Genomic DNA, 24,824 nt, shown 5'->3' on the forward strand with positions numbered 1-24,824 from the left:
GACCGGGGTGAAACCCGGTCACCCGATCATGATTTCACGCCCTCGGCGGCTGGGCTGCCCGTGCGCCCTGGTGGGCGGGCCCCGTCTCGGGCACCCTGGCCTCGGGCTGCCCGGACTGGTTCTTCGCTTCCTTCGCCGAGCGTGTCGCCTTGATCGCGGCCTTCTTGCTCTTCCCCGAGCCCTTCGCGGCCTTGTTCTTGGAATCCTTGGTGTCCTTGGAGTCCGTCATCGTTTCCCCCGTTGTGCTTGATGGACGATGCCGTTGATTAGGCATTCAAAGAGGTTTAGTACCCTTTGCAGGCTTCAGTCATCCACGATCCGTGGAGTGTCGGGCACGGAGTGTGACCAGGTGTGCGGCGGGTGGGGCCCTGGGGCCAGGTGGTGAGTCGCTGGGGGAAGGCGACGGCCAGGTGGCTTTGGAGGCGGCCGCGGTGAACTCGACACGGCGGCAGGTCAGCAGGAAACCGGGGATCTCCACCACGGCCTGATTCGGTGCCCGCACGGTCCCGGCGTCCACTCCGCCGAAGATCTCGTCCAGCCCGTCCAGAACCGGGATGATCCGGCCTTCGGTGAGCAGGCCGCGTGCCACGCTCTTTCGTTCTCCAGCCTCGACGACCGAGAGCGTTTCGGCGATCCGGCTCGCGCACCAGTCCAACAGCGACGGAACCGGGGCCGGGATGCCGTCGAGGCGATCCAGGGGGCCGAGCGGCCCGTGGCCGACGTGGCCGGACGGGACGTGCCGGGGCGGGTGACGTCACCGGCGCGAGGACCGCCACGCTCGTGAGGCCGGCCGACGGCCCGGTGCCGGGCTCTTCATGCCCCGCCCTCGCCGTCGGGATCTCCCGCGAGGGCCCGCGCGGCCGCCGCGTCGCGCTCGCTCATGCCCTCGTAGCCGCTGTTGCGGTGCTGTTCGGCCTGGTCGTCGATCCACCGGCCGTGCGCCTCCCACGCGGCCTGCTTGCTCGTGCCCAGGGCCGCGCCGATCTGCGACCACGACGCGCCCGCGGCCCGCGCGGACCGTACGGCGAGCTGGCGCCCGTAGCCCGCCTTGCGCGCGACCACCTCCCCGAGCGCGAGAAGCTCCAGCACCTCGTCGCGGGTGAGGGACGGCACCTCGGGGTCGGCGGGGTCGTTGACGTCGTCGGGGTGCTCTCCGCCGGTGGCGTCGCCCGCCGCCGGAGCCAGGGCGTCGCGCACGCGGAGCTCGTCGTAGCGGGCGGCGGCGGTCAGGAGCGTGAAGTCGCCTTCGAGGCTGTCTGGTGTGAACATGCCCCCACCTTTTCGTCAAGCCAGCCTGACGTCAAGAGGGCTTGACGGTGCGTCGCCGCCGGGCGCGGAGGTGATGCCACGGAGAGTGTCCCGGCCTTCGCGCGGTGCGATGAAGGGAGGCCGGGGCGGTGGAATGTCGAGATCGCGGAGAAGGCTGGGAATCGCCCGACACCCCGCCGGCGCCGCGCCGGCCCCCGCGCGAGGGCATGATCGCGTGCTCGGATTGCGCCCGTGAAAAGAAGAGGTAAATCGAAGCCCTCGGAAAGGATAATGATCTTCACGATTGGGCAGAACGTCCGCACACGGCTTGCGTTCCGGGGAGGTGATGCATGGCCTGGTCACAAGACGAGGAGCGCATGCTGCTGCAGATCGAGCGCCACCTCATCGACGAGGACCCACGGCTCGCCGCGCGGCTGGAGTCGTTCAACGAGCGTGTCCAGCGCAAGGAGGGCGGCGGTCGCGGGCGTGGCGCGAGGAACGGGCGGAGCCGGTCCTCCAGGCGTCTCCGCCGCTCGACGGTCATCATCATGTTCAGCTGGCTGCTGATCGCGACACTGATCATCACGCTGCTCATCATGGTGCTGCGTCACGACGCGGTCGCGGCTCTCCCTCTGTGATCGCGGTCGCCACGTCACCCCGCGACCTTCGCCGTGATCGCCCCCGTGATCGCCGGGGTGCGGGTGACGGCGGCGGGTGGCGCGGTGCGGGGCGCGTGGAGGTCCGAAGCGGCCGGAGGGTGCCGGGTCCCGGTGCCGGTCGCCCAGGATGCGCGGGGCGACGGCGGGCCGGTCAGTGCTCGGGGTTGAGCGCGTTGCCGATGAACATCGCGGTCAGCAGCGTGAACAGGAACGCCTGCAGGAACTGGACGAACATCTCCAGGGCCGTGATGACGATCGCCATCAGCACGCCGGCCACGCCGACCGGCACGCCCGGCAGGGTGGGTTCCTCGAACAGGAACCAGAAGCCGACCATGCTGAAGAACGCCAGGATGAGATGGCCCGCGAACATGTTGGCGGCCAGCCGCAGCATGTGCGCGAACAGCGAGTTCACGAAGGTGTAGAGCAGCTCCAGCGGGATGACCAGCACGTACGCCAGAACGGGCAGCCCGGGCGGGATCAGCCCGCGGAGATAGCCGGCGACGCCGTGCCGCGTGACGCCGAGATAGATCTTCAGGACGTAGACGCTCACGGCGATCACCGCGGGGAAGGCCAGGAACGAGGAGACGGGGATCTGGGCGAGCGGGACCACCCCCATCAGGTTCCAGATCCAGACCAGGAGGAAGACGCTGAGCAGCAGGCCCATCCACCGGTCGGTGTCCTTGCCGAGAAACGGGCGGGCCGCGTGGTCGCGGACGAACACGTAGCCCAGCTCGACCACGTTCTGCAGGCCGCGCGGCACCACCTTGGGGTTGGCGAAGGCGGCCCAGCAGACGCCGCAGACCAGGGCCGCGGCCAGGACGGCCATCAGGATCGGTTTGGTCAGCCAGTAAGGCGCGCCCGCCCACAGCGGGGGGAAGTCGAACAGCTCCAGGCCGGGCGCCTGGAATCCGGGTGACACGGGCGACGCGGGCGATGTGAACGACTCGAGTGATGAGGTGATCAGGATCGTCATGAGGCGGTCCCAGCGGCAGGGGGATACTTTGTGAAGGCTTTCACATGACCCCGCGAGCGCGACAATACCTCGAAGGTAATGATCAACTTAGAGGTGAGGGGAAGAAGGCTCCGGCGCCGGTCCCGCAGGCTCCCGTCGCCACGGGTCACCCGGGGAGGAACCCCCGCCCTTCCGGGAAGGGCACCGCCGGCCGGGAACGCCGACCTGGGGAGAAACGCCGTCTCGAGGAGAACGCCGTCAGCCGGCGACGTCGCCGGCTGAGAGCACCGTCAGTCGGGAGCACCGTCAGTGGGAGCGGGAGCATCGTCAGCTGAGAGCACCGTCAGCCTAGAGCGCGCAGGAAGTCGGCGGCCACCGGGGCGGCGACCGAGCCGCCGCCCGAGCCCTCCTCGACGATCACCGCGAAGGCCACCTCGCCGCGGAAGCCGATGAACCAGGCGTGGGTCTTCAGATTGTCCTGCTCACCGTACTCGGCGGTCCCGGTCTTGCCCCGGGTTCCCTGCGGCAGGCCCGCGTCCTCGGCGGTGCCCTTGGTGACGACCGCGGACATCATCCGGTGCATGTTCGGTATGACGGCCTCGGGGAGGGCCTGCGGCTGCGCCTCCTGCTTGATCGAGGGGACCAGGGTCGGCGGGCGCCAGGTGCCGTCGGCCAGCGCGGCGGCGACCGAGGCCATCATCAGCGGGCTGGCGGTGATCCGTCCCTGGCCGAACGACTCCGCGGCCAGTTCCGCGTCGCTCTCGGCCCTGGGGAAGCTGCCCTTGGCGGCCGTGACACCGATGTTGAGCGGCTTGTTGAAACCGAACAGCTCCGCGGTGCTCAGCAGCTTGTCGGCGCCCAGCCGCTCCTTGGTCAGCGGGGCGAAGGTGGTGTTGCAGGAGTAGGCGAACGAGTCGGACAGCGACACCGAGCCGTAGGCGGCGTGGTTGGAGTTGCGGATCGGCAGGCCGCCGACCGTGACGTCCTTGGGGCAGGTGACCCGATCGCCGGGGCTCATCCCCTCGGCGAGCAGCCCCACGGCGGTGACCGCCTTGAAGGTCGAGCCGGGAGGGTAGTTGCCGTCCAGGGCCCGGTTGAAGCCGCCCTGGTTGTTCACCACCGCGAGGATCTCGCCGGACGAGGGCCTGATCGCGACCAGGGCGGCGGTCTTCTTCAGGTCGCGGACGGCCTCGACCGCGGCCCGCTGGACCCGCATGTCCAGGGTGGTCTCCAGAGGCTCGCCGCTCTTGCCCTCGACCGTGCCGAGCGTCTTGACCGTCTTCTTGTCCGGGCCGACGAGTTCGATCTCGGTGTCCGGGGTGCCGGCCAGGCGCTCCTGGAAGGTGTGCTGCAGTCCGCTCGCGCCGACCGCGTCACCCACCTTGTAGGGGACGCCCAGCTTCGCGACGCTCTTCGCCGTGGCCTTCTCCAGGTAGCCGACGAGCTGCTGCACCGAGCCGCCCACGTCGGAGCCGTCGATGCGGTCGCCGTCCGCCGAGGTGATCGCGGCCCGTTCGGGCCACTTCGTCCTCAGCGCGAAGGCGGTGGTCGCGGTCAGGTCGGGGTGGACGGCCTTGGGCGACCACTTGACCCGCCAGTGCCGGTCGACGACCGCGAGGTCGACGTTGCCGGAGTAACTCCACTCGCCGACGTCCTTGAGCTTCAGCGTGGCGGTGTAGGAGGCCTGTCCCGTGCCGTCCCCGGTCTCGCGCACCCCGTCGAGGCGTACTGTCGTGCTCTCCACCGCGAGGGCCTTGCGCATGCCGTCGTACGCCTTGGCGAACGCCGGGTCCGGCGTTCCGAGCTCGGCGCGCATGCCCGCCAGGTTGCCGCTCTGCCAGGCGCCGACGAACCGCTCCGCGGTCTCCTGAGGGGTTCCCCTGGTGTGCAGGTACCACCAGGCGCCGCCGCCGGCGGCCCCCGCCACCAGCACGACGGCTGCCGATGTGATCGCGATCGTCTTGCCCCGTGCCACCTGATCCCCCAGTTCTCTCTTCCCCAGGGCCGCAGCCTAGCGTGACCAACGCGACATATATGGATAAATGGTCACTTGGCCTGTGTGCGACTAGGTGCGTAGCTCGTCACGTACTCCTGGCCGGACAGCTCCTGGATCGCGAACATGATCTCGTCTGTCACCCTGCGCCGGTCACGCGCGCTCGTCTCCGAGCCGGTGAAGGTCATCGGCTTGCCGATGCGTACGTTCACCCGGCCGAGCCTGGGCCTCGCGGCGCCGATCGGCAGCACCTCGCCGGTGCCCTCCATCGCCACCGGGAGCACCGGGGCACCGGTGGCCAGGGCCAGCCAGGCGACGCCCACCTTGCCCCGGTAGAGGCGCCCGTCGGGGGAGCGGGTGCCTTCCGGGTAGATGCCGAACAGCTCGCCTTTCTTGAGCACCTCCGCCGCCGCGTCGAGCATGTCCTGGGCCGAGGTGGGGCTCTGCCGGTCGATGCTGATCTGGCCGGTGGCGCGCATCCACATCGCGGTGACGGGGTTTCCGGTGAAGTACTCGGACTTGGCGACGAAGCGCACCTGGCGCTTGAGCACCAGGGGCAGGAAGGTCGAGTCGAGGATCGACAGGTGGTTGGAGGCCATGATGGCCGGACCCGTGACGGGAACGTGCTCGTGCCCGGTGACCGAGGTCGGCCAGAGCAGGTGCAGGACCGGGCCGCCGACGATTTTGGTCAGGCGATAGAGCACGGGCTCTCCTCATGAGACGGGTTACCCAACACTAGGTGGTGGCCCGGCGGCCGACGGTTGTACGCACCCGCACAAGCGGAGCGCCCAGGTTTGTAGCCCTCCTCCATCGCCACCGCTCTTTTCCAGGGCGAATCCGGTGAAAACCCCCACCGGTCACGGAGGAAAAGAAACGCCCCGCGGGCCGGGAGGGCTCACGGGGCGTGACGTTTGGTGCCGATGTGGCGGTCGCCTCCTCGGCGAGAGGCACAACACGGCTCCAGCCGAACGGTATTCCGTGAAGGCGGTAATTTGCGGCCCGGGGGACACAAACCACATCGGCACGATCACTCTAACGGACGTCTGCCGCTGGTTATTCCGATTTGAGGTCACCGGCGTGTCCTGTGGGGCCGTCTGGCCCGGAGATTCGCAGGTCACAGCCCTCGGCGACGGTCTCGGAGAACCGCGGGCCGAGGCCGAGGCAGAGGCCGGGACCGTGGCCGGTCGGCCCGGCGGGCCCGCCGGGCCCGGCGCGAGAGGAGCGACGGGAGCGACCGGAGCGAGGAGAGTCACGAGAGCGGGGCCGGACCTGGCGTGCGGGGGCCGAGGCCGGATCCGGGGGGTCCGACGCGTCCCGGGGGCGCCGTGGGCCGCCCCGCGACCTCCAGGGCCGTCGTGGCCACCCCGGCTCCGGCGCTGATTAAAACGTGTTACTCGATCTCGGTGGAACCGTCTCCGCGGGTGGCGTCCGGCCCGGTCCCGCCCCACCTGCGGGATGGCGTAACGCATTGGAAACGAGGCGTTCATTCCCCATTGACAAGGGAGGCGGCCGGGATTAGCGTCCGCTCATTCTGCTAAAACGTTTTTAGAGGATGGAAGGGATGGCGCGGTGACCGTACCGGACGAGGGAGAGGCGCCACTCCGGCCGCCCTCCGGCGACCCCCCTCCGGTCCTGGCGCTGGCCGGGGTGAGCAAGGCGTTCGGCGCCGTGCGGGCGCTGCGCGACGTCTCCCTCGACCTGTACGCGGGAGAGGCGCACGCGCTCGCCGGGGAGAACGGCGCGGGCAAGTCCACCCTGGTGAAGATCCTGGCGGGGGTGCACCGCCCGGACACCGGGCAGGTCCTGCTGGACGGCGAGCCGGTGGAGTTCGGCAACCCCGCCGACGCCCAGCGGGCGGGTGTGGCGGTGATCTACCAGGAGCCCACGATGTTCCCCGACCTGTCGGTCGCCGAGAACATCTTCATCGGCCGCCGGCCCAGGAGCACGCTCGGCCGGATCGACCGCGGGGCCATGCGCGCCCGCGCCGCGGAGCTGTTCGCCGGGCTCGGCGTGGCCCTCGACCCCGAACAGCCGGCCCGCGGGCTGTCCATCGCCGACCAGCAACTCGTCGAGATCGCCAAGGCGCTGTCGCGGGACGCGCGGGTGCTGGTCATGGACGAGCCCACCGCGGCGCTGTCGGGCAACGAGGTGGCCCGGCTGTTCAACGTGGTCAAGGCGCTGCGCGAGCAGGGGTGCGCGGTCCTGTTCATCTCGCACCGCCTGGACGAGATCTTCGAGCTCTGCCAGCGGGTCACCACGCTGCGCGACGGCGCCTGGATCGCCGGCGAGCCGGTCGCGGGCCTGACGCACGAGCACCTGATCCGCCGGATGGTCGGCCGCGACCTCGACACCCTCTACCCCAAGCAGGAGACCGAGGTCGGTGAGGTGGCGCTCAAGGTCGACCGGCTCACCCGGGAAGGCGTGTTCACCGACGTCTCCTTCGAGGTGAGGCGGGGCGAGATCGTGGCCCTCGCCGGGCTGGTCGGGGCGGGACGCAGCGAGGTCGCCCGCGCGATCTTCGGCGTGGACCGCTGGGACGCCGGGACCGTCGAGGTGAACGGGAAGCGGCTGCCCGCCGCGTCCCCGACCGCCGCGATGTCCGCGGGCCTGGCCCTGGTCCCCGAGGACCGGCGCCAGCAGGGCCTGGTGATGGACCACTCCATCGAGCGCAACATCGGGATCACCGGCCTGAGGGCGCTGCGCCGCGGCCCGGTGATCTCCCGCGCCGCCGAGCGCGACCGCGCCCGCGATTGGGCGATCCGGCTCCAGCTGAAGTTCAACCGGCTGTCGGACGCGGCCAACGTGCTCTCCGGCGGCAACCAGCAGAAGGTCGTGCTGGGCAAGTGGCTCTCCACCGGCCCCGACGTGCTCATCATCGACGAGCCCACCCGGGGCATCGACGTGGGGACCAAGGCCGAGGTGCACCGGCTCCTGTCCCAGCTGGCCGCCGACGGCCTCGCCGTACTGATGATCTCCTCCGACCTGCCCGAGGTGCTCGGCATGGCCGACCGGGTCCTGGTCATGCAGGAGGGACGGCTCGTCGCCGAGATCCCGCGCGAGCGGGCCACAGAGGAGAGTGTCATGTCAGCGGCGACCGGGAGGGCCTCGTGATCGAGCGGAACGAGAGCGCGCGGGCGGCGGGGGAGGGCGCATGAGCGCCGTCACCGCCGGGCGGAGCGCCCGCGGCCTGGTGGACCTGGTGTTCCGGGCCCGCGAGCTGAGCATCGTGGCGGCGCTGGCCGTGCTGGTCGCGGTGACCGCGAGCACCAACGGCAACTTCCTGTCCGGGCAGGGCCTGACCGACATCTTCCTCAACGCCTCCATCCTGGTGCTGCTCGCCGTCGGCCAGTCCGTCGTCGTCATCACCCGCAACATCGACCTGTCCGCCGGCTCGGTCGTCGGCCTGGTGGCCTTCACCGTCGGCGACCTGCTGTCCGCCGACCACGGCAGGGGCATCGTCTTCGCCGTCGTGCTGGGCGTCGCGATCGGCGCGCTCTGCGGCATGATCAACGGCCTGCTGGTCAGCTTCGGCCGGGTACCGGCCCTGGTGGTGACCCTCGGCACGCTGTACGTGATCCAGGGCGTCGACCACTACATCGCCCACGGGCGGCAGATCAACGCCGTCGACCTGCCCCCGGCGCTGCTGTCCCTGGGCAACGGCTCGGTGTTCGGGGTGCCGTACCTGCCGGTGATCGCCGTCGTGGTGATGCTGGCCGTCGGCTACTACCTGCGCTCCTACGCCTCGGGCCGCGACTTCTACGCCATCGGCTCCAGCCCGGAGGCCGCGAGCCTGGCGGGCGTGCCGGTACGGCGCCGCGTGATGGGGGCCTACCTCTTCAGCGGCGCGCTCGCGGGCCTGGCCGGGGTGCTGTGGCTGTCGCGGTTCGGCACCGTGGTCGCCGACGCCGCCAACGGCTGGGAGCTCCAGGTGGTCAGCGCCGTCGTGGTCGGCGGGGTGGCGATCACCGGCGGCGTCGGCACCGTGTACGGCGCGGCGCTCGGCGCGCTGCTGCTCACCACCATCACCAGCGCACTGGTCGTGCTCAAGGTCAACCCGTTCTGGCAGCAGGCCATCACCGGAGCGCTGCTGCTCCTGGCGATCAGCGTCGACCGGCTGCTCGCGCTGCGGGTCGCGCGGGCACTGCGGAGGAGGAACTCCCGGCATGGCTCCTGACGTGACGACCGTGAAGCCCGAGGCGCGGGCCGTGCCACCCGCCGGCCGGCCGGAGCGCGGCTCGCTCGGACGCCTGCTCCGCTGGGACGTGTTCGTCGGCCTGCTGCTGGTCCTCGTCTTCATCGGCGGCTCGGCCGGATCGCCCGGTTTCGCCGGCGTCGGCAACCTGTCGTTCGCGCTCGGCGACCTGGGGGAGATCGCGCTGATCGCGCTGGCGATGACCATGCTGGTGGTGGCCGCCGAGGTGGACCTGTCGGTGGCCTCGGTGCTGGGCCTGTCCAGCGCGCTGGTCGGCGCGCTCTGGGACGCGGGCTGGGCGATCGAGACGATCATCCCGCTGGTGGTCGTGGTGGGAGCGGTGTGCGGGCTGGTCAACGGCCTCCTGGTGACCCGGCTGGGGCTGCCCTCGCTCGCCGTCACCATCGGCACGCTGGCGCTCTACCGGGGCCTCGCCTACGTGGTGCTGGGCGACAGGGCGATCGCGGAGTTCCCCGCGCAGTACACGGAGCTGGCGGTGGGCGACGTGCCGGGCACGCCGATCCCGTACCCGGTGGCGCTGTTCGTCCTGCTGGCCGTGGTCACCGCCGTGGTGCTGCACGCCACCGGATTCGGCCGCTCGCTGTTCGCGATCGGCGCGCAGGAGGAGGCGGCGCGGTTCGCCGGCATCCGGGTCAAACGGATCAAGCTGATCCTGTTCGTGCTCTCGGGCACCGTCGCGGCCTTCGCCGGGGTGATCTTCACCCTGCGGTACGGCAGCGCCCGCGCCGACAACGGCGTCGGGCTGGAGCTGGCCGTCATCGCCGCGGTGCTCCTCGGCGGCGTCGATTTCGACGGGGGCAAGGGCACCCTCGGCGGCGTGATCGCCGGAGTGCTGCTCATCGGCCTGCTGCGCAACCTGCTCATGCTCAACGACGTGGCGACCGAGATCCAGTCGATCGTCACCGGCCTGCTCCTGATCATCTCGGTGATCACTCCGCGTCTCGTCGCCGCGGTGGCGCGGCGCCGGCACGCCAGAGCCGTCCGGGAGACGTCACCCCAGCGGGCCGGCACCTCGTGAGATGACGAGCACCGAGGGGACGAGCGCCGGCACCGCCTCCGCGGCCGTCGGGATTACCGCCCGTACCGGCAGCGGCGCGGTGTCGGCGGGGCCGGACGCGGAGGGGTTCGTCACCGACACGTGAGGAGCGGGCGGGGACGGGCGTCCAGCCGTCCCTCTCGATCCGCGTGCGGGCCATGGAGAAGGAGAACTTCAGAACAGGAAGGTCAGCGGCAGGCAGCACCCGAGCAGGGCGACCGCGGCGCCCGCGCAGGCCGCGATCCGCGTGGTCAGCGGATCGTTGACCAGGGGGCCCATCACCGACCGGTCGCGGCAGAAGTGGACGAGCAGGAACAGCGCGACGGGCACGCCGAGCGAGATGACCACCTGGCTCACGATCAGCAGGCTGGTCAGCGGCACGCCGAGCACCAGGGCGAGGACGGCCGGTGTCATCGTCACGACGCGCCGCAGCTGGATCGGCACCCGGAGGTTCAGGAAGCCCCGCATCACCACGTCTCCCGCCAGGGTGCCCACCCCGCAGGAGGAGACCCCCGACGACAGGAGCATGACGGCGAACGCGAGGGCGGCGCCGCCGCCGACCCGGTTCAGCAACTCCTCGTGGGCGGCGAACAGGTCGCCGGTCCAGGCCCCGCCCGCGGCGGCCCCGAGCCCGGCGCCGAGGGCGATCATCGACACGTTGACGATCGTGGCGGTGCCGAGCCCGAGCAGGCAGTCGATCCGCAGGGCTCGCCGGACGGGCCCTGGCTGCCGCCACGCCGCGCCGGCCGGCCATCCGCGGCCCTGCACCAGCGCGGAGTGCAGGTAGATGGCGTGGGGCATGACGGTGGCGCCGACGATTCCCATGGCGAGGATCAGCGAGCCGCCGCCGTCCAGGCGGGGTATCAGCCCGCCGGCCAGCTCGGTGACGGACTGACGGCCCACCGCGAAGACGTCGTAGACGACCCCCGCCCCGACGAGCAGGAGGCTCGCGGCGCTGACGAGCTCGAACCGCCGCGTCCGGCCGTGCCGCCGCAGCTGGAGCATGAGCAGTGCCACCACGGCGGTGACCACCGCCGACATCGCGGGCGGCATTCCGAAGAGCAGCTGCATCCCGATGGCCGCGCCGACGAACTCGGCCAGGTCCGTGGCCAGCACGACCACCTCGGCCTGCAGCCACAGCAGGAGGCTGCCGCGGCGGGAGAAACGCTCGCGGCACAGCCGGGGCAGGCTCTTGCCGGTCGCCATGCCGAGCTTCGCCGCCTGGAACTGGACGAGGAGCGCGACGAGACTGGCCAGCACGACGACCCACACGAGCAGGTAGCCCGACGTCGCCCCGGCGGTCAGGTTGGTGGCCACGTTGCCGGGGTCCACGTAGGCGATCGCCGCGACGAACGCCGGCCCCAGGATCGGAGCCGCCCGCGAGCCGCGCGGCCGCGCGGGAGGCCGGGACGTCGAGGTGGGCGGGGGCAGCGTCAGGGTGTCGTCGTCGTTCATCCATGCCTCCCGGCGCGTCGTGCCTGCCGTCACCTGTTCGGCGGGCGTTCACCGGCGACCGGGCATCGAGCTCCGCCTCGGCAGTGCGAAACCGTGCGACCTCCCGTGCTCACCAATGAATCACCAGAAAATACGAATTGGCGATATATTGCAGCCTAGGTGTCGCAAATCAAGGATTGCTCAGCGGAAGAATGAAGACAAGCGGGAGAGGTCTGGCCTGGGCAAACAAATAGCATGCCTCAAGAATCCGCCTCTTATATTCTCAAAAGGCGACAAGTCGCAGAAATGGCGATGATTGTAAGAGGGGATGCGTCACCACCTCAGCGGCTTGACCCAGCGGGACCACTGGGGCTGCGGCGCGTAGCCCGCGGCGCCCCAGGCGTGATGGGCCTGCTCGTTGTCGTGCAGCACCATCGCGTCGACCCGGAACGCGCCGAACGCCGCGAAGCGCTCCTCGGCCGCCCGGATCAGCGCGGTCGCCACTCCCCGCCTCCGGAGAGCGGGATCCACGGCCAGCCGGTAGAGATGGGCTCGCCAGCCGTCCCAGCCCGCGATCAGCGTGCCGGCCGTCTTCCCGCCGATCTCGGCGATGAGGACGGCCTCGGGGTCCCGTTCGATCAGCGCGACCACCTTGGCCGGATCGTCGTGCCTGTCGGTCCCCTCGGCGGCCACCAGCCAGAAGGCCAGCAGCGCCTCGACATCCTCGACCCGCCCGTACCGGATGTTCACGTCCACGGACGGGAAGCTACCAGCCCGCCGGGGTGGGGCCGGGAGGACCCCGTCCCGGGCGCTCAGGCGGGTGCGCCCAGGGACGGCACCGCCTCGGGCAGGGACTCCGTCTCGGGCAGCGGCCTCGTCTCGGGCAGCGGCTCCGCCGTCTCCGATCCCACCGCGATGGCCGACCGGGGGGTGCGCTCCCGCACGTCCTCGCCGCGGATCGCCATCACGGCGGGCGGGCTGCCCAGGTCGCCGTACCGGGCGGCGACGGCGGCGGTGATCGCCCGGCCCGCGTCGGCGACCGTCTCCTTCGCCGAGCCCGGCGGGTGAGCGGCCGACAGGTGACCCAGCAGCGCCGCGAACCGCAGTTCCTCGGCCGCCGCGCGGGGAAGCCCGTCGTCGGACGGTGGCAGCGGCCGGTCCAGCCAGAACACCCCGCCGCGCAGGAGCGCGGGATACGTCACCTCGCCCCGCTGGAGCGTGAGCACGGAGTCGACCAGCAACCGCCCGAACTCCTTCAGGTCGGTGTCGGGCGGCAGATCGGTCGTGACCAGCAGCGAAACCCTCAGTGCGTCAACCATGAGCGGCTATCCCTCCTTGAGGTGGCTCATAGTAGGGGTCGCCACCGACAGTTACGGTGCGCCCGGTGGAACGTGTCGGAATCAGAGCCGGCCGCCAATGAATCTACGTTGTAAAGGCGACGGGGCGGGATGAGAGGCTCCGGGTCGTGTCTAGGTCCATAACGCCATGTCGGAGGCGATGAGTGTGTGATTGGCTGTTCGCAATGGACATCTCATCGCGGGCTTCCGCCTACCTCGCGGCATATGACGAGCAGCTCCGGGCCAGGCCGATGCCGGGCCGTACGGCCGAGCGGATCGGGCCGCTGCTGAGGACCGTGTCGAACGGCCACGGTCAGGGTTTCCTGACATATCGGGACCTGGGTGGTCTGGAGGGCGCCGAGCTGGATGCCTTCATCGCGCGCCAGCGAGACTTCTTCACCCGGGTCGGGCGCGAGGTCGAGTGGAAGTACCACGGCTACGACCTGCCCGCCGACCTGCCCGAGCGGCTCGTGGCGGCCGGGTTCGAGCCGCAGGAGCGGGAGACGGTGTTCGTCGGCGAGGCCGGTGAGCTGGCAGGTGCCAAGGCGGCGCCCGCCGGGGTGCGGCTGCGCGAGGCGGCGGGGCGGGACGACCTGGAGCGCATCCGCGAGCTGGAGGAGACGGTCTGGGACGCGGACCACGGCTGGCTGCCCGGCATGCTGGAGCGCGACCTCGCCGGTCCCGGGGACCCGTGCGCGGTGGTGATCGCCGAGGCGGGCGGGCAGGTGGTGTGCGCGGCGTGGGCGCGTTTCCACGAGGGCACGGACTTCGCCTCGCTGTGGGGCGGCTCGACCCTGAAGGAGTGGCGGGGCAGGGGCGTCTACCGGGCGATGGTGTCGTACCGGGCGGAGCTGGCGGTGGCGCGGGGTTTCCGCCTGGTGCAGGTGGACGCCTCCGACGCCGGCCGCCCGATCCTCGCCAGGCTGGGCCTGGAGGCGGTCACCACGACGACGCCGTACGTGTGGGTGCCGCCGACTCTCTGATTCCGATCACGCGGGGGCGCCGCTATTCTGGCGCGGACCCGGAAGCGGCATCACGGTGTCGCCGGCCAGGCCATGTCGCGCGGCCATGCCGCGCCGTCGTGGCTCGCCCACGAGAGGACACGCATGCCCGAGGTGCTCAGCAGGCGCGCGCTCAACCGGGCCACCCTGGAACGGCAGCTGCTGCTGGCCCGAGCGGACCTGCCGGCGCTGGAGGCGGTCCGCCACCTGTACGGCATGCAGGCCCAGGCGCCGAACCCTCCCTACATCGGGCTGTGGACCCGCCTGTCCGGGTTCGCCGCCGACGATCTCGCCCGGCTGATCAACGAGCGCCTGGTGGTGCGGCTGTCGCTGATGCGCTCCACCATCCACCTGGTCACCGCCGACGACTGCCTGGTGCTGCGCCCGCTGCTGGGGCCGACGCTGGTACGGGGCCTGCGGGGGACGGCGCACGGCAGGGGCCTGGCGGACGTGGACCTGGACGAGCTCGCCGCCGTGGGGCGGAAGCTGGTGGAGGAGCGCCCCCTGACCTTCCGCGAGCTCGGCGCGCTGCTGCGTGAGCGGTGGCCGCAGGCTCCGGCCGCCGACCTGGTCGCCGGGGTGCGCAACACGCTGGCGCTGGTCCAGGTCCCGCCGAGGGGGATCTGGGGTGTGGGCGGGCAGGCCGCCCACACCACCGCGGAGGCATGGCTGGGCCGGTCCCAGGACCGGCGGCCCGGCGGCGTCCTGGCCGAGGAGGCGATCCGCCGCTATCTCGCCGCCTACGGTCCCGCCACGGTGATGGACGTCCAGCAGTGGTCGGGCATGACCCGCCTGGGGGAGATCGTCCGCGAGATGGGCCTGCGGGTCTTCGTGACCGAGGACGGCGCGGAGCTGTTCGACCTGCCGGAGGCGTCGCGCCCCGCCCCCGGGACTCCCGCCCCGGTGCGCTACCTGTCGGAGTTCGACAACATGCTGCTGTCGTTCGCCCAGCGGACCAGGACCCGGATCGCGGAGGAGGAGTACCGGGGGCGGATCTTCACCGTCAACGGCATCATCAAGGCGACGGTGCTGGTCGACGGCTTCGTGCGGGGCATGTGGAAGGTGACGGTGAAGCGGGGCGAGGCGATCCTGGAGGTCGAGCTCTTCGCGCCGGTGAGCGAGGGGGAGCGGGCGGATCTGGAGGTGGAGGGGGCGCGCGTGCTCGACTTCGTCGCCCCGGCGGCGACGTCCCGCGACATCCGCTTCCGGGAGGCCTGAGGGGTTCCGGGACTTCCGGGAAGCCGAGTACGCCGGTTCCGGGAGGCCTGGGCGTGCCGTCCGGCCGGCCTCTCGCCCGCCCCTTCAGGACGCGGGCGCGCGGGGCAGGCCCGAGACGACCATGGCGATCAGCATCTCGTAGCTGGTGTTCAGGTCCTCGTCCAGGCCGAACCCGCCGGCCGCCTCCAGGGAGGCGAAACCGTGCACGGCCGCGCGGACGCAGCGGGTGGCGTGGAGCGCCTGAGCCCCCTCCAGCCCGTAGCCGCGCAGCACGGCGAGGATCACCTCCAGCAGGCGGGTCGCCGTGCCGACCAGGTCGGGGTCGAGCAGCGGGTTGTCGGGGAAGACCGCGTAGCGGTGCGGGAAGTCGACCACGTAGCTCCGCCAGGCGCGCATCAGGGCCGCCGTCGCCTCGTCACGGCTCTTTCCCATCGCCGCGGTGCCGAGCCGCACCGCCATGTCGTCCATCACGCTCAGGCCGACGAGCTTGCGCAGCTCGGGCAGGCCGCGCACGTGCTTGTAGAGCGAGGGGGCGGCCACCCCGGTGCGAGCGGCCACCGCGGCCAGCGTCAGCGCGCCCGGCCCCTCCTCGTCGATCAGGGCCAGCGCCGCGTCCACCACCGCGCCGGAGGTCAGGCCCGCCCTAGGCACGGACCGCTCCGGCCAGGAAGCCCTCCAGGGCGGCGAAGGTGGCCCCGGGCAGCTCGGCGTGCGGGTAGTGGCCGGCGCCCTCGATCATCGCGACCTCGGCCGTGGCGGCGTACGGCCTCAGCACCTCCTCGGCCAGGCGGGCCTCCGCGGCGGGGTCGGGGAAGTCGGGATCCTTCGACCCCATGACGATCAGCACGGGGCAGGTCATGCGGGGGGCGCAGTCGGTCCAGTGGCCCTCGGCGGGGGCGACCACCCCGGAGACGGCGGCCATCCTGCCGGGCTCGCGCAGCGTGGCCTTCAGCCCGCGCAGGTAGCCGGGGAAGTCGGCGGGCCTGGCCGTGGGATAGAGCGAGCGGTAGTACATCCCCCACAGGAGCGGGCTGGCCAGGACGAGCCCCTTCACCAGCCGCAGCATCAGGCTGAGCTGCGGCTGCCCGACGAAGGGCGCCAGCATGGCCACGGCGCGCACCTCGCCCTCGGCGGCGGTCGCCGTGGTCCACGCCACCGCCCCGGCGCTGGAGGAGCTGCCGACGAGGACGGCGGGGCCGCCCAGGTGGCGGACCAGGGCCAGCAGGTCGGCGCCGATCGACCGGGGGCTGTGGTCGGGCCAGCCCGTGCTGGACTCCCCGTGGCCGCGCACGTCGACCGTGGCGACCCGGTAGCCCGCCTCCGCCAGTCGCGGCGCCAGGAACCGGAACACCCTGCGGGTGTCGCCCATGCCGTGCGCGCACACCACCAGGGGCCCGTCCTGCGGCCCGATGACCTCGTACGCCAGCCGCCCGCCGGCCACGTCCAGGAACTCCGTGCCCGTCACGCGCACTTCTTGGCTATCTCTCATAGCTTTAAAGCTAAGTGTAGTAGCTTCTGTGGTCAAGCGTTGATCCCACCACCGTGCTGGAATTCGTCCGGGAACCGGTTCCGCGGTTCCCCCGGAGGAGAACCCTGCCGCCCGGTCGAGCGCCCTCGCCGGGCGCCGGGACCTCCGGCGACGCCGCAGGCCTCGCTTCGTCCTGCGGGCCGCACCGTTGCTCTCCCATGAAAAAAGCCCTGTACGCTGGGCTTTGAGCACATCGGTTTCCAAACGGAACCACCAGCCTGCCACCGGGCCCTTTGGCAGACAGCCGGCCGGAGACCGTCGTCATCGATCATGGCGACGACGTGAGACGAGCGCGTCGGCCGACGAAGTCAGCGATGTGGTGACCACCCGGTCCCAGCCGGGGCACGCATCCGATCAGGCGCCGTGGTGAGGGAGGACGGACCATGAACGTTGCATATCACCGGAGATCGGCCTCCTCGGCTCTCCACGGCGTCGGCGAGGGCGGCCGGCCGGATGGTCACGGCGAGGCGACGAGCAGCGTCAGGTCATGAAGGGCGACGAGGGGACGCGCTCCTCGGCGTCGAGCCGCCCGGACGCGGGCCGGAAACCGGTGGGACTGGGTGCCCTTCCCCGCCCCGTGGCGGCGGTGGTAGGGGGCGGGGGAGTGTTCGGGGCCGCGCAGGTCGGTGTCGGGTACGCGTTGGAGCAGCGGGGATTCGTCCCGGACCTGATCATCGGAACCTCGGTGGGCGCCCTCAACGGAGCGATCGCGGCCGCCCACCCCGGCCAGGCCGCCCCGTGGCTGGATCTCGTGTGGACCCGCGCGCGTCGCCGTGAGGTGTTCCCGTTCGGCTACCTGTCCTCGCGGGCCAGCGTCTTCGCCGATCGCGGGCTGCGCAGGTTGATCGCCCAAGCCGCACTGCCGCGGCGGATCGAACAGCTGGAAATCCCCTTCGCCGCGGTGGCCATGGATCTGGCCACCGGCGCTCAGGCGCTGCTCGACCACGGAGATCTCGAGTCCGCGCTACTGGCCAGCACGGCCATTCCGGGGATCCTGCCCCCGGTGGATCGGGAAGGCCGGACGCTCGTCGACGGCGGGGTGATCGCCTTTGTCCCGGTACGGGCGGCCCTGCAGGCGGGGGCGGCCAGCGTGGTGGTGCTGTCGACCGGGCAGAAGAGCCGGCCGCTGCCCCCGAACGGCCCGCCCCGGCGGGCCGGCGCGGTCGCGGCCAGGGCGGGGCTGCTGCTGCTGGAGCATCAGATCGAGCGCGACCTGTGCGAGGTGTCCGAACGGATTCCGACCGTCGTGGTGCCGACCGGCATCGAGACCTGGCCCGCCCCGTGGGACTTCGGCCATTCCCGGCGGCTGATCAGCACCGCCTCCCTGGCGGCGGGACGCTTCTTCGACGGGCTGTGCATCAGCGGGCCCGGCCTGTACCGGGTCGACGGTCCCGCGGCGACATCGGCCGGCCAGGCCGGGGCGTGGACCGACGTCTGGGAGGCCGGCCGGTGAGCACCGTCGCGTTCCTCAACATCGCCATGCACGGGCACGTCAACCCGACGCTGCCGGTCGTCGCCGAGCTCGTCCGCCGTGGGCACTCCGTCATCTGTCACACCTCGCCCGCGTTCTCGAAGGAGATCGAGGCCACCGGCGCGGCCGTGCGCCTCTACCCCGGGGGTGATCAACCGCTCCCCGATCCGCCGATGCCGCTCACGCTGCTGGACGGACTCGCGCGCGCCGCCGCCGCCCTGCTGCCCGCCGTGCTCTCCGACCTGCGTGACGTCCGTCCTGACCTCGTCGTCCACGGCGCGGCCTGTCCCTGGGGCGCGGTCGCCGCCCGCGAACTCGGGGTGCCGGCGGCGGCGTTGTTCACCACGTTCGCGTTCAACCGGCATGTGCCCAGCCCCACCCGCGCCTCGTGGGAGTTGCTGGCCTCGGCGGCGAGGTGGCCCCGCCACGCCCAGGGCTACCTGCGGTCGCGGTGGGAGTTGCACCGCCGCTACGACACCCGTGAGCTGCCCCTGCTCGACCTGGCGAACATACGCCAGCCGCTCAACCTGGTCTTCACCTCGCGCGCGTTCCAGCCCGGCGCCGACGCCTTCGACCGGTCCTACCGGTTCGTCGGCCCAAGCCTCGGCGCCCGTCCGCCCGATCCGTCGTTCCCGGCCGACCGCCTGCGGGACCCGGTGCTGTACGCCTCGCTGGGCACGGTGTTCGACGCCGGCCCGCGACTGCTGCGCGACTTCGCCACCGCGCTCGCACCGCTGGGCGGCACCGTGATCGTCTCCACCGGAGGGACCGATCCGGCCGCGCTGGATCCGCTGCCGGCCAACGTGCTCGCCCGCCGCTTCGTACCGCAACCGGAGGTGCTGGCCCGCGCCGCGCTGTTCGTCACCCACGGTGGGATGAACAGCGTCAACGAGGCCATGTACGCGGGGGTTCCGATGCTGGTGGTCCCCCAGGGAGCTGATCAGCCGCTGGTGGCCCGGCGGGTGGTCGAGCTCGGCGCCGGCCTGTCGATCCGTACCCAGGACGCCACCGTGGAATCCGTGAACGCCCTCGCCCGGCGCCTGCTCGACGAGCCGGGTTTCCGGGCCGCGGCGGCCACCTTGCGGGTCGCCCAGCGCGAGGCCGGCGGCTATCTGCGCGCCGCCGACGAGCTCGAGCGCTACCTGCACCGGGGCGGCGGGGGCGGCCGATCGGCTGCTTCGAAGGATTCGCCGCGGGAGCGTTGAGCGATGTCACCCGTCGTGGCCGTGGTGCCGCTGCCGGCCGGGTTGTCCGAGGCCGCCGGGCGGATTCTGCCGCCGCCGGCGCGCCGGCCCGGCGTGTGGCGGTCGAGTTGCTGCTGTTCCTGCACAACGTGACGCAGATCTTCGTCGCCGCCGGCCACCGCCACCGTGCCCTGCACAACCGTGCCGTGGGCGCCCAGATCGTCGGCCACCCACGCGGGGCCCGGGTATCTCGCGGTGCAGGTGCCGCAGCAGGTGCCGCGGACCGGTGCCAGTACTGCGGTGCGGGTGCCGCGGTGCGGTTGCGGGCCAATCTCGGGAATTGGCCGTTCTTTCGGTGCGGAAGCTGCTCGATGATGTGCTCATGATCTCTGTCAGCGCCCTCGCGGGCATCGCCGCGATCGCTCTCGGCCTGGTGCTCACCCCCGGTCCCAACATGATCTACCTGGTGTCACGGTCGGTGACGCAGGGACGCATGGCCGGCATGATCTCGCTGGCGGGCGTCGCGGCGGGCTTCCTGGTCTACCTGCTGGCGGCGGTGGCCGGAATCGCCGTGATCTTCGCGATGGTGCCCGCCCTCTACGTCGCGATCAAGCTCGCGGGCGCCGCGTACCTGCTGTGGCTGGCCTGGAAGACGATCCGGCCCGGTGCCCGGCCGGTCTTCGCGCAGGGCGTCCTTCCCGCGGACCCCCCGCGGCGGCTGTTCTCCATGGGGCTGGTCACCAACCTGCTCAACCCCAAGATCGCCATCCTGTACGTGTCGCTGCTGCCGCAGTTCGTCGATCCCGCACGTGGTGACGTCGGCACGCAGAGCCTGCTGCTGGGCGCCACCCAGATCGTCATCGCCCTGTCGGTCAACGCGCTGATCGTGCTGACCGCGGGCTCGGTCGCGACCTTCCTGGGCAGGCGGCCCACCTGGATGCGCGTGCAGCGCTATCTGATGGGCGCCGTGCTCGGCGGGCTCGCCCTGCGCATCGCCACCGACCGCTCGCCCGCCGTGGCCGCGTAGGGGGAGTCGTTCAGGTCACCAGTGGCGGCCCGTCGCGATGTCGCCCAGATGCGGTGTCGACAGGTGCAGCACCCGGTAGGCGGTCCCGTCCCCCTCCCCGGGAACCTCGCGCTCCCACAGCGTGAAGCGCACCAGCTCCCAGTGCCGGGGGTCGACGGCGAGGGCCGCGGAGTGCACGCCCGCTGTGCCGGCGTGCCGCCGCAGCCCGGCCAGGGCCCGCTCGACCACGGCCGCGGGGTCGGTGTCGGCCGGGATCGGGTCGGTACGGAGCGAGGCCGCGCGGGGGACCGCCGCCGACGACGGCCCGCGCTCGTAGCCGGCGCCGGTCCAGTGCCGGACCGCGGGCCTGCCGAAGTCGCGCACGATGTTCTGGAAGCCGCCCCCGCCCCACAGGAAGGCGTTCATCCCGGCCGGCGAGCTCCACAGGTAGAACGGCGCGTACTGGTTGACCGCGGAGCCGTCCACGCCCCGCTCCCTGATCAGGTACGCCTTGAGTCCCAGCCCGGCGTGGCCGTCGAGCGCGTGGCCCCTGGTCGCCACCCGCTCACGGATGATCCCCATGTCGTAGTCGGCGGGCAGCCCGATCTCGTACTGCATGGCGTGCATGGAAGGAGACCTCCTGGCAGGGTCCGGAACGGGCCCTCAGCCGTGGCTGAGGTCGATGACGCAGAAGAGGTTGCCCTCGGGGTCGGCGAGGACCACGAAGTCGGGGTCGTCCGGATAGAGGTCCCAGGCGACCTGTTCGGCGCCCAGTGACACCAGCCGCTCGACCTCGGCCGCCTGCTCCGCGGCGTCGGGGGTGAACAGGTCGAGGTGCGTTCGGGGGTGCTCCTGGACCGGCGTCCGCGTCATGCCGAGCGCCAGCGGGACGCCGTTCCCCTCCACGGGCTCGATCACGGTCCAGTCGTCGCCGGCCTGCCCCTCGCGGGGCGCGTAGCCCAGTGCTCGCGTCCAGAACCCGACGGCGCGCTCCATGTCGGTGACGCCCAGAACCACCTGCCCGATCCTCACCATGTCCCAATCCTGGCAGGAACCGTTGCTTGTGAGTGTGCTGTGGTGAGCGCGCTCTCAGGCAGCTTCCGGCTTGCGTCGGAGCGTTCCCCGTTTCCGGGGTTCCCGTTTCGCCGGTGCGCGCCCGGCACGGGTGCCGGGTCCTACCGCTCCTCCACGGGCGTTTCGCGTCTTTCCGCGACTCTGGGCGACGTCGGCCGCGAGCGCGGCCAGATTCAGCGCGGCATTGAGGTCCCGGTCGGCGACCAGGCCGCACCCGGCGCAGGTGTAGGTGCGTTCGGACAGGGCGAGCTTGGCTTTCACCGCGCCGCAACCCGAACAGGTCTTACTACTGGGGAACCACCGGTCGGCGACGACGAGCCTGCCGCCGCTCCACGCGGTTTTGCAGGACAGTTGCCGCCGCACCTCGGCCAGGCCCGCGTCGGAGACGGCGCGGGCCAGGCGACGGTTACGGACCATCCCGGAGATGGTGAGGTCTTCGACCACCACCGTGCCCCAGGTGGCCGCCAGGCGGGTGGTGAGCCGGTGGAGGCCGTCGCGCCGCTGGTTGGCCACCCGCGCATGTGCCCTGCCCAGGGCGGCCTTGGCCTTGGCCCAGCGGGCGGAGGCCTCGCGCCTGCCACCGTCCGGGGCGCGGGGCCCGACGCGGCGGGCGAGCTGCTTGTTCAACCGGCGCAGCCGCTTGAGCGCCGAGCGGTGATGTTTGGGGTTGGCGACGACTTCCCCGGTGGACAGCACCGCGAGGTCCTTGACCCCGAGATCGACGCCGACCACGGCGTCCGGCCGGGCCGGGGCGCGGTCGGTGCGGTCGATCTCGCAGGTGAACGCGACGAACCAGCGGCCCACCTCGCGGCGGACGGTGGCCGACAGGATCCGCCCCGTGCCGCGCTCCAGGTGGCGGGCGAGTTTCCGGGTGGATTCGTGGGTGCGGATGGTGCCCAGGCGGGGCAGCGTCACGTGGCGGCGGTCGGCCTCCACCCGGATCGCGCCGGTGGTGAACCGGCACGAAGGGGTGGTGCGGTGCTTGGACTTGAACCGGGGAAACCCCATCTTCGGCCCCGCTCGCGTGCCGTTGCGGGAGGCGGCCCAGTTCCTCAGCGCGCGGGTGACGCCGTCGAGGCCGGTGGTGTAGGCCTCTTTGGAATGGTCGGCCCACCACGGCGCGACGTCGCCCTTGGCGATGTTCCAGGCGCGCCGCAGTGGGAGGCGAGCAGGCGCGCCTGCTCGGGGGTGGGGTCCAGGGCGTAGCGGTAGGCCTGGTGGACCCGCATCAACCCTCCCCCTCACGATACGTCACCGACTGTCAACGTACCGTAGGAGCCATGATCAATGACTCCCCGATCGGCGAACAGACCTACGCCCGCCTCGGGAGCGCAGGAAGCCGCAGACGGAGCCGGTGGTCTTGCCGGCGGTGCCGGTAGCGGTGTCGGTGGAAGCGGGCACGCCGAGGAAGACGCCTCCACAGAAGAGACGCAGGCGTACCCCACGGTGGTTGCGCCGTGCGAGGCGACAGGCTCGACGTCTGCGACCAGGATCAGCCGTCCGACCTTAGGAGCGGGCACAGGCAAAATGCCTTCCCGATACCACCGGTAAGCGGTGATCGGGTGGACACCCCGCGCCTTAACCCACTCTTTCACGATCACTCACACATCCTGATACATGCTCAACCACCAACTGCTTCCAACCCCCACCCCGGGGAAATCCGGCATCCCGGTGTCACGACCGCGCCCGGACGCCCTTCTCGCGGGGGATCCCGGCTTTGTGTCAACTGCGGTTGACGCGAGCATTGCGTCAACTTATATTGACAGCAGCGGGAGGTGCGCGGGCCCGGAGCGGGCCTCGCCACCTGGTCGTGTACGGGCTCCGCGCCCGCTTCCAGCCGCCCCGGCTCCCGGCGGGCGACGTGTCACCGCGCCCGTTTCCCTCATTCGACCAAGTGCGACCAAGGAGGTGCCCGATTGGCAGGACGAGGACGGCGTCACCGTCAACGTCCACGCCCCCGACGACGACTACGAGCTGCGCGCCCGTTACCTGGTCGGCTGCGACGGCGCCCACAGCCTCGTACGCAAGAAGGCGGGCATCGGCTTCCCCGGCGTCACACCGAGGACGTCGTGTCCCGCGGCATCTCCCGATGTGATCCTCCTCGGGGCGTTCCACGGCGGGGGCCGCCGGCCTCGGCCGGTCGACCGGGGGAGGGGGAAAGGGGGAGGGAGACCGGCCCCCGAGCCGGTCTCCCTCCCTGGTCCTTCCCGGTTACCCGTTCTTTCCGGCTCGCCGGTGGGAACCGGTCAGAAGTCGTCGGCGGTGCGGATCCGGTCACGGATCCAGACGCCGGCCTCCTTCAGCGACGTGGTGCCGGTCCAGGGGCCGCCGGCGTCGCACGTTCCGGTCTTGAAGACCGCGCCGGAGCGGTGGTCGTCGGAGAAGTTCCAGTTCACCCAGCTGATCTTCTTGCTCGCCATCAGGTCGAGGTAACGCTGGGACATGGCGAAGTCGTTGGCCTCCTCCCCGGCGTAGTTCTGCGTGCCGAACTCGGTGACGAACATCGGGATGCGGTCGGCCGCGCGGGACAGCGCGTTGAGGTACTCGGTGCCGTGCGAGGCCGCGTAGAAGTGGAAGGTGTACATGATGTTCGAGGCGTTGACCGGGTTGCCCGTCACCTCGGTCTCCGTGGCGCCGTCCGACACCCCGAGCGAGGACCAGGCGCGGGTGCCGACCAGGACGATCCCGTCGGGGTCCTGCGCCCGGATCACCGGGATGATCTGCTCGGCATAGCCCTTGATGGTGCTCCAGCTCACGCCGTTCGGCTCGTTGGCGACCTCGTAGAGGATGTTCGGCCTGGCGGCGTGCCGCTGGGCGATCTCGGTGAAGAAGGTCCTGGCCCGGGTGAGGTTGTAGTTGGGGTCGCCGGGGGTGAGCATGTGCCAGTCCACGATGACGTACATGCCCTGCGCGCTGACCTGCTCGATGAGCGTGTGCGCGAGGTCGGTGAACGCCCGCGGGTTCGTCTCGTAGCCGCCCTCCTGGACGTACGTGGACAGGCGCACCACGTCGGCCCTCCAGTCGGTCGCCAGCGCGTTCAGCGAGCCGGTCGTGACGCACTGCCGGTACCACTGCAGGCCGTGGGTGCTCATGCCTCGCAGCTGGATCTGCTTGCCGTTCTTGTTGCACAGCTTGGTGCCGCAGACCCGCAGCTGCCCGTTGGCCGCGATCGGCGTGCCGCCGCCGCCGCCCGCCTGGGTCGTCGCCGTGACGGACGCGCTCCTCGCGGACTCGTTGTTCGCGGCGTCGCGGGCGGTGACGGTGTAGGTGTGGGTCGTCGAGGCGGACAGCCCCGAGACCGTGGCGCTCGTGCCGGTCACGGTGGCGACCACGGCGGAGCCCTCGTAGACCCGGTAGTCCTTGACCGTGCCGCTGTTGTCGGTCGAGGCGTTCCAGGCCAGGCTGATGGAGGAGGACGTCGTGCCGGTGCTGCGCGGGGAGGACGGCACGCTCGGCGGCGTGGTGTCGCC

General features: G+C 71.5%; 25 protein-coding genes and 2 pseudogenes. 11 read left to right on the forward strand and 16 right to left on the reverse strand.

Going from position 1 to position 24,824, the window contains the following annotated elements:
- Positions 1–34: 34 nt before the first annotated feature.
- The 3 genes from ACTOQ1_RS30995 to ACTOQ1_RS31005 form a co-directional block, all read right to left on the reverse strand.
- Positions 35–229 (reverse strand): hypothetical protein, encoded by a 195-nt coding sequence (locus ACTOQ1_RS30995; protein ID WP_440071502.1) that lies wholly within the window; start codon positions 227–229, stop codon positions 35–37.
- Between the two features lie 78 nt (positions 230–307).
- On the reverse strand, positions 308–589 hold the full coding sequence (locus ACTOQ1_RS31000) for a hypothetical protein (protein ID WP_440071503.1): 282 nt from the start codon (positions 587–589) through the stop codon (positions 308–310).
- A gap of 224 nt (positions 590–813) precedes the next feature.
- Entirely contained in the window at positions 814–1,269 is a 456-nt protein-coding gene (locus tag ACTOQ1_RS31005; protein WP_440071504.1) for a hypothetical protein, read from the reverse strand.
- A 329-nt stretch (positions 1,270–1,598) separates the two neighbouring features.
- Here ACTOQ1_RS31005 and ACTOQ1_RS31010 point away from each other — a divergent pair, with 329 nt between their 5' ends.
- Positions 1,599–1,886, forward strand: a complete 288-nt coding sequence (locus ACTOQ1_RS31010) for a DUF3040 domain-containing protein (protein WP_440071505.1) — start codon at positions 1,599–1,601, stop codon at positions 1,884–1,886.
- A 172-nt stretch (positions 1,887–2,058) separates the two neighbouring features.
- Here ACTOQ1_RS31010 and ACTOQ1_RS31015 read toward each other — a convergent pair whose 3' ends face one another.
- The 3 genes from ACTOQ1_RS31015 to ACTOQ1_RS31025 form a co-directional block, all read right to left on the reverse strand.
- Positions 2,059–2,880, reverse strand: a complete 822-nt coding sequence (locus tag ACTOQ1_RS31015) for a F0F1 ATP synthase subunit A (RefSeq protein WP_440071506.1) — start codon at positions 2,878–2,880, stop codon at positions 2,059–2,061.
- A 322-nt stretch (positions 2,881–3,202) separates the two neighbouring features.
- Complete coding sequence (locus tag ACTOQ1_RS31020) at positions 3,203–4,834, reverse strand: penicillin-binding transpeptidase domain-containing protein (RefSeq protein WP_440071507.1); 1,632 nt, start codon at positions 4,832–4,834, stop codon at positions 3,203–3,205.
- A 71-nt stretch (positions 4,835–4,905) separates the two neighbouring features.
- Positions 4,906–5,556 (reverse strand): lysophospholipid acyltransferase family protein, encoded by a 651-nt coding sequence (locus tag ACTOQ1_RS31025; protein WP_440071508.1) that lies wholly within the window; start codon positions 5,554–5,556, stop codon positions 4,906–4,908.
- Positions 5,557–6,499: 943 nt separating this feature from the next.
- Here ACTOQ1_RS31025 and ACTOQ1_RS31030 point away from each other — a divergent pair.
- The 4 genes from ACTOQ1_RS31030 to ACTOQ1_RS31045 are packed head-to-tail and all read left to right on the forward strand — an operon-like array spanning position 6,500 to position 10,207.
- Positions 6,500–7,963, forward strand: coding sequence for a sugar ABC transporter ATP-binding protein (locus ACTOQ1_RS31030; protein ID WP_440071539.1), 1,464 nt, complete (start codon positions 6,500–6,502; stop codon positions 7,961–7,963).
- 40 nt (positions 7,964–8,003) lie between these two features.
- Entirely contained in the window at positions 8,004–9,026 is a 1,023-nt protein-coding gene (locus ACTOQ1_RS31035) for an ABC transporter permease (protein ID WP_440071509.1), read from the forward strand.
- Positions 9,016–10,083 (forward strand): ABC transporter permease, encoded by a 1,068-nt coding sequence (locus ACTOQ1_RS31040; protein ID WP_440071510.1) that lies wholly within the window; start codon positions 9,016–9,018, stop codon positions 10,081–10,083. The genes ACTOQ1_RS31035 and ACTOQ1_RS31040 overlap by 11 nt, the downstream gene beginning before the upstream one ends.
- Before the next feature lies 1 nt (position 10,084).
- A complete protein-coding gene (locus ACTOQ1_RS31045; RefSeq protein WP_440071511.1) occupies positions 10,085–10,207 on the forward strand; it encodes a hypothetical protein in 123 nt (40 codons plus the stop codon).
- 68 nt (positions 10,208–10,275) lie between these two features.
- Here ACTOQ1_RS31045 and ACTOQ1_RS31050 read toward each other — a convergent pair whose 3' ends face one another.
- The 3 genes from ACTOQ1_RS31050 to ACTOQ1_RS31060 form a co-directional block, all read right to left on the reverse strand.
- Positions 10,276–11,556, reverse strand: a complete 1,281-nt coding sequence (locus tag ACTOQ1_RS31050) for an Nramp family divalent metal transporter (protein ID WP_440071512.1) — start codon at positions 11,554–11,556, stop codon at positions 10,276–10,278.
- A 312-nt stretch (positions 11,557–11,868) separates the two neighbouring features.
- Positions 11,869–12,291: a GNAT family N-acetyltransferase gene (locus ACTOQ1_RS31055; RefSeq protein WP_440071513.1), complete on the reverse strand. Its 423-nt coding sequence runs from the start codon at positions 12,289–12,291 to the stop codon at positions 11,869–11,871.
- 56 nt (positions 12,292–12,347) lie between these two features.
- Entirely contained in the window at positions 12,348–12,854 is a 507-nt protein-coding gene (locus ACTOQ1_RS31060) for a hypothetical protein (RefSeq protein WP_440071514.1), read from the reverse strand.
- 203 nt (positions 12,855–13,057) lie between these two features.
- On the opposite strand from ACTOQ1_RS31060, the gene ACTOQ1_RS31065 reads away from it, so the two are divergent.
- Positions 13,058–13,855, forward strand: coding sequence for a GNAT family N-acetyltransferase (locus ACTOQ1_RS31065; RefSeq protein WP_440071515.1), 798 nt, complete (start codon positions 13,058–13,060; stop codon positions 13,853–13,855).
- A 123-nt stretch (positions 13,856–13,978) separates the two neighbouring features.
- The gene (locus ACTOQ1_RS31070) at positions 13,979–15,091 is read left to right on the forward strand and encodes a winged helix DNA-binding domain-containing protein (protein ID WP_440071516.1); all 1,113 of its coding nucleotides are present in this window, start codon (positions 13,979–13,981) and stop codon (positions 15,089–15,091) included.
- Between the two features lie 84 nt (positions 15,092–15,175).
- Here the strand turns inward: ACTOQ1_RS31070 and ACTOQ1_RS31075 are convergent, their stop codons facing one another.
- Positions 15,176–15,742, reverse strand: a complete 567-nt coding sequence (locus ACTOQ1_RS31075; protein ID WP_440071517.1) for a TetR/AcrR family transcriptional regulator — start codon at positions 15,740–15,742, stop codon at positions 15,176–15,178.
- Positions 15,735–16,556: an alpha/beta fold hydrolase gene (locus ACTOQ1_RS31080; RefSeq protein ID WP_440071518.1), complete on the reverse strand. Its 822-nt coding sequence runs from the start codon at positions 16,554–16,556 to the stop codon at positions 15,735–15,737. Before ACTOQ1_RS31080 ends, ACTOQ1_RS31075 begins: the two co-directional genes overlap by 8 nt.
- Positions 16,557–17,106: 550 nt before the next feature.
- Here ACTOQ1_RS31080 and ACTOQ1_RS31085 point away from each other — a divergent pair.
- The 3 genes from ACTOQ1_RS31085 to ACTOQ1_RS31095 all read left to right on the forward strand — a co-directional run bounded on the left by ACTOQ1_RS31085 (position 17,107) and on the right by ACTOQ1_RS31095 (position 20,301).
- Positions 17,107–18,072, forward strand: a complete 966-nt coding sequence (locus tag ACTOQ1_RS31085) for a patatin-like phospholipase family protein (RefSeq protein ID WP_440071519.1) — start codon at positions 17,107–17,109, stop codon at positions 18,070–18,072.
- Positions 18,069–19,295: a macrolide family glycosyltransferase gene (locus ACTOQ1_RS31090; protein WP_440071520.1), complete on the forward strand. Its 1,227-nt coding sequence runs from the start codon at positions 18,069–18,071 to the stop codon at positions 19,293–19,295. The genes ACTOQ1_RS31085 and ACTOQ1_RS31090 overlap by 4 nt, the downstream gene beginning before the upstream one ends.
- Before the next feature lie 361 nt (positions 19,296–19,656).
- On the forward strand, positions 19,657–20,301 hold the full coding sequence (locus ACTOQ1_RS31095) for a LysE family translocator (RefSeq protein ID WP_440071521.1): 645 nt from the start codon (positions 19,657–19,659) through the stop codon (positions 20,299–20,301).
- A gap of 15 nt (positions 20,302–20,316) precedes the next feature.
- Here ACTOQ1_RS31095 and ACTOQ1_RS31100 read toward each other — a convergent pair whose 3' ends face one another.
- The 4 genes and pseudogenes from ACTOQ1_RS31100 to ACTOQ1_RS31115 all read right to left on the reverse strand — a co-directional run.
- Positions 20,317–20,907 carry a DUF4865 family protein gene (locus tag ACTOQ1_RS31100; RefSeq protein WP_440071522.1) on the reverse strand — a complete coding sequence of 197 codons (591 nt, stop codon included), beginning with the start codon at positions 20,905–20,907 and terminating at the stop codon, positions 20,317–20,319.
- A 36-nt stretch (positions 20,908–20,943) separates the two neighbouring features.
- Entirely contained in the window at positions 20,944–21,315 is a 372-nt protein-coding gene (locus tag ACTOQ1_RS31105) for a VOC family protein (RefSeq protein ID WP_440071523.1), read from the reverse strand.
- 54 nt (positions 21,316–21,369) lie between these two features.
- The gene (gene tnpB / locus ACTOQ1_RS31110; RefSeq protein WP_440071540.1) at positions 21,370–22,512 is read right to left on the reverse strand and encodes an IS607 family element RNA-guided endonuclease TnpB; all 1,143 of its coding nucleotides are present in this window, start codon (positions 22,510–22,512) and stop codon (positions 21,370–21,372) included.
- A gap of 2 nt (positions 22,513–22,514) precedes the next feature.
- Positions 22,515–22,583 (reverse strand): annotated as a pseudogene (locus ACTOQ1_RS31115) (helix-turn-helix domain-containing protein); the annotation flags it as partial.
- Positions 22,584–22,971: 388 nt separating this feature from the next.
- Between ACTOQ1_RS31115 and ACTOQ1_RS31120 the strand changes: the two are divergent.
- Positions 22,972–23,400, forward strand: a pseudogene (locus ACTOQ1_RS31120) (FAD-dependent monooxygenase); the annotation flags it as partial.
- 200 nt (positions 23,401–23,600) lie between these two features.
- On the opposite strand, the gene ACTOQ1_RS31125 reads toward ACTOQ1_RS31120, so the two are convergent.
- Positions 23,601–24,803: a cellulase family glycosylhydrolase gene (locus ACTOQ1_RS31125; protein WP_440071541.1), complete on the reverse strand. Its 1,203-nt coding sequence runs from the start codon at positions 24,801–24,803 to the stop codon at positions 23,601–23,603.
- Positions 24,804–24,824 lie beyond the last annotated feature (21 nt).

Origin of the sequence: Streptosporangium sp. OZ121 (genome assembly GCF_051918885.1) — a bacterium.
Taxonomy (GTDB): domain Bacteria; phylum Actinomycetota; class Actinomycetes; order Streptosporangiales; family Streptosporangiaceae; genus Streptosporangium.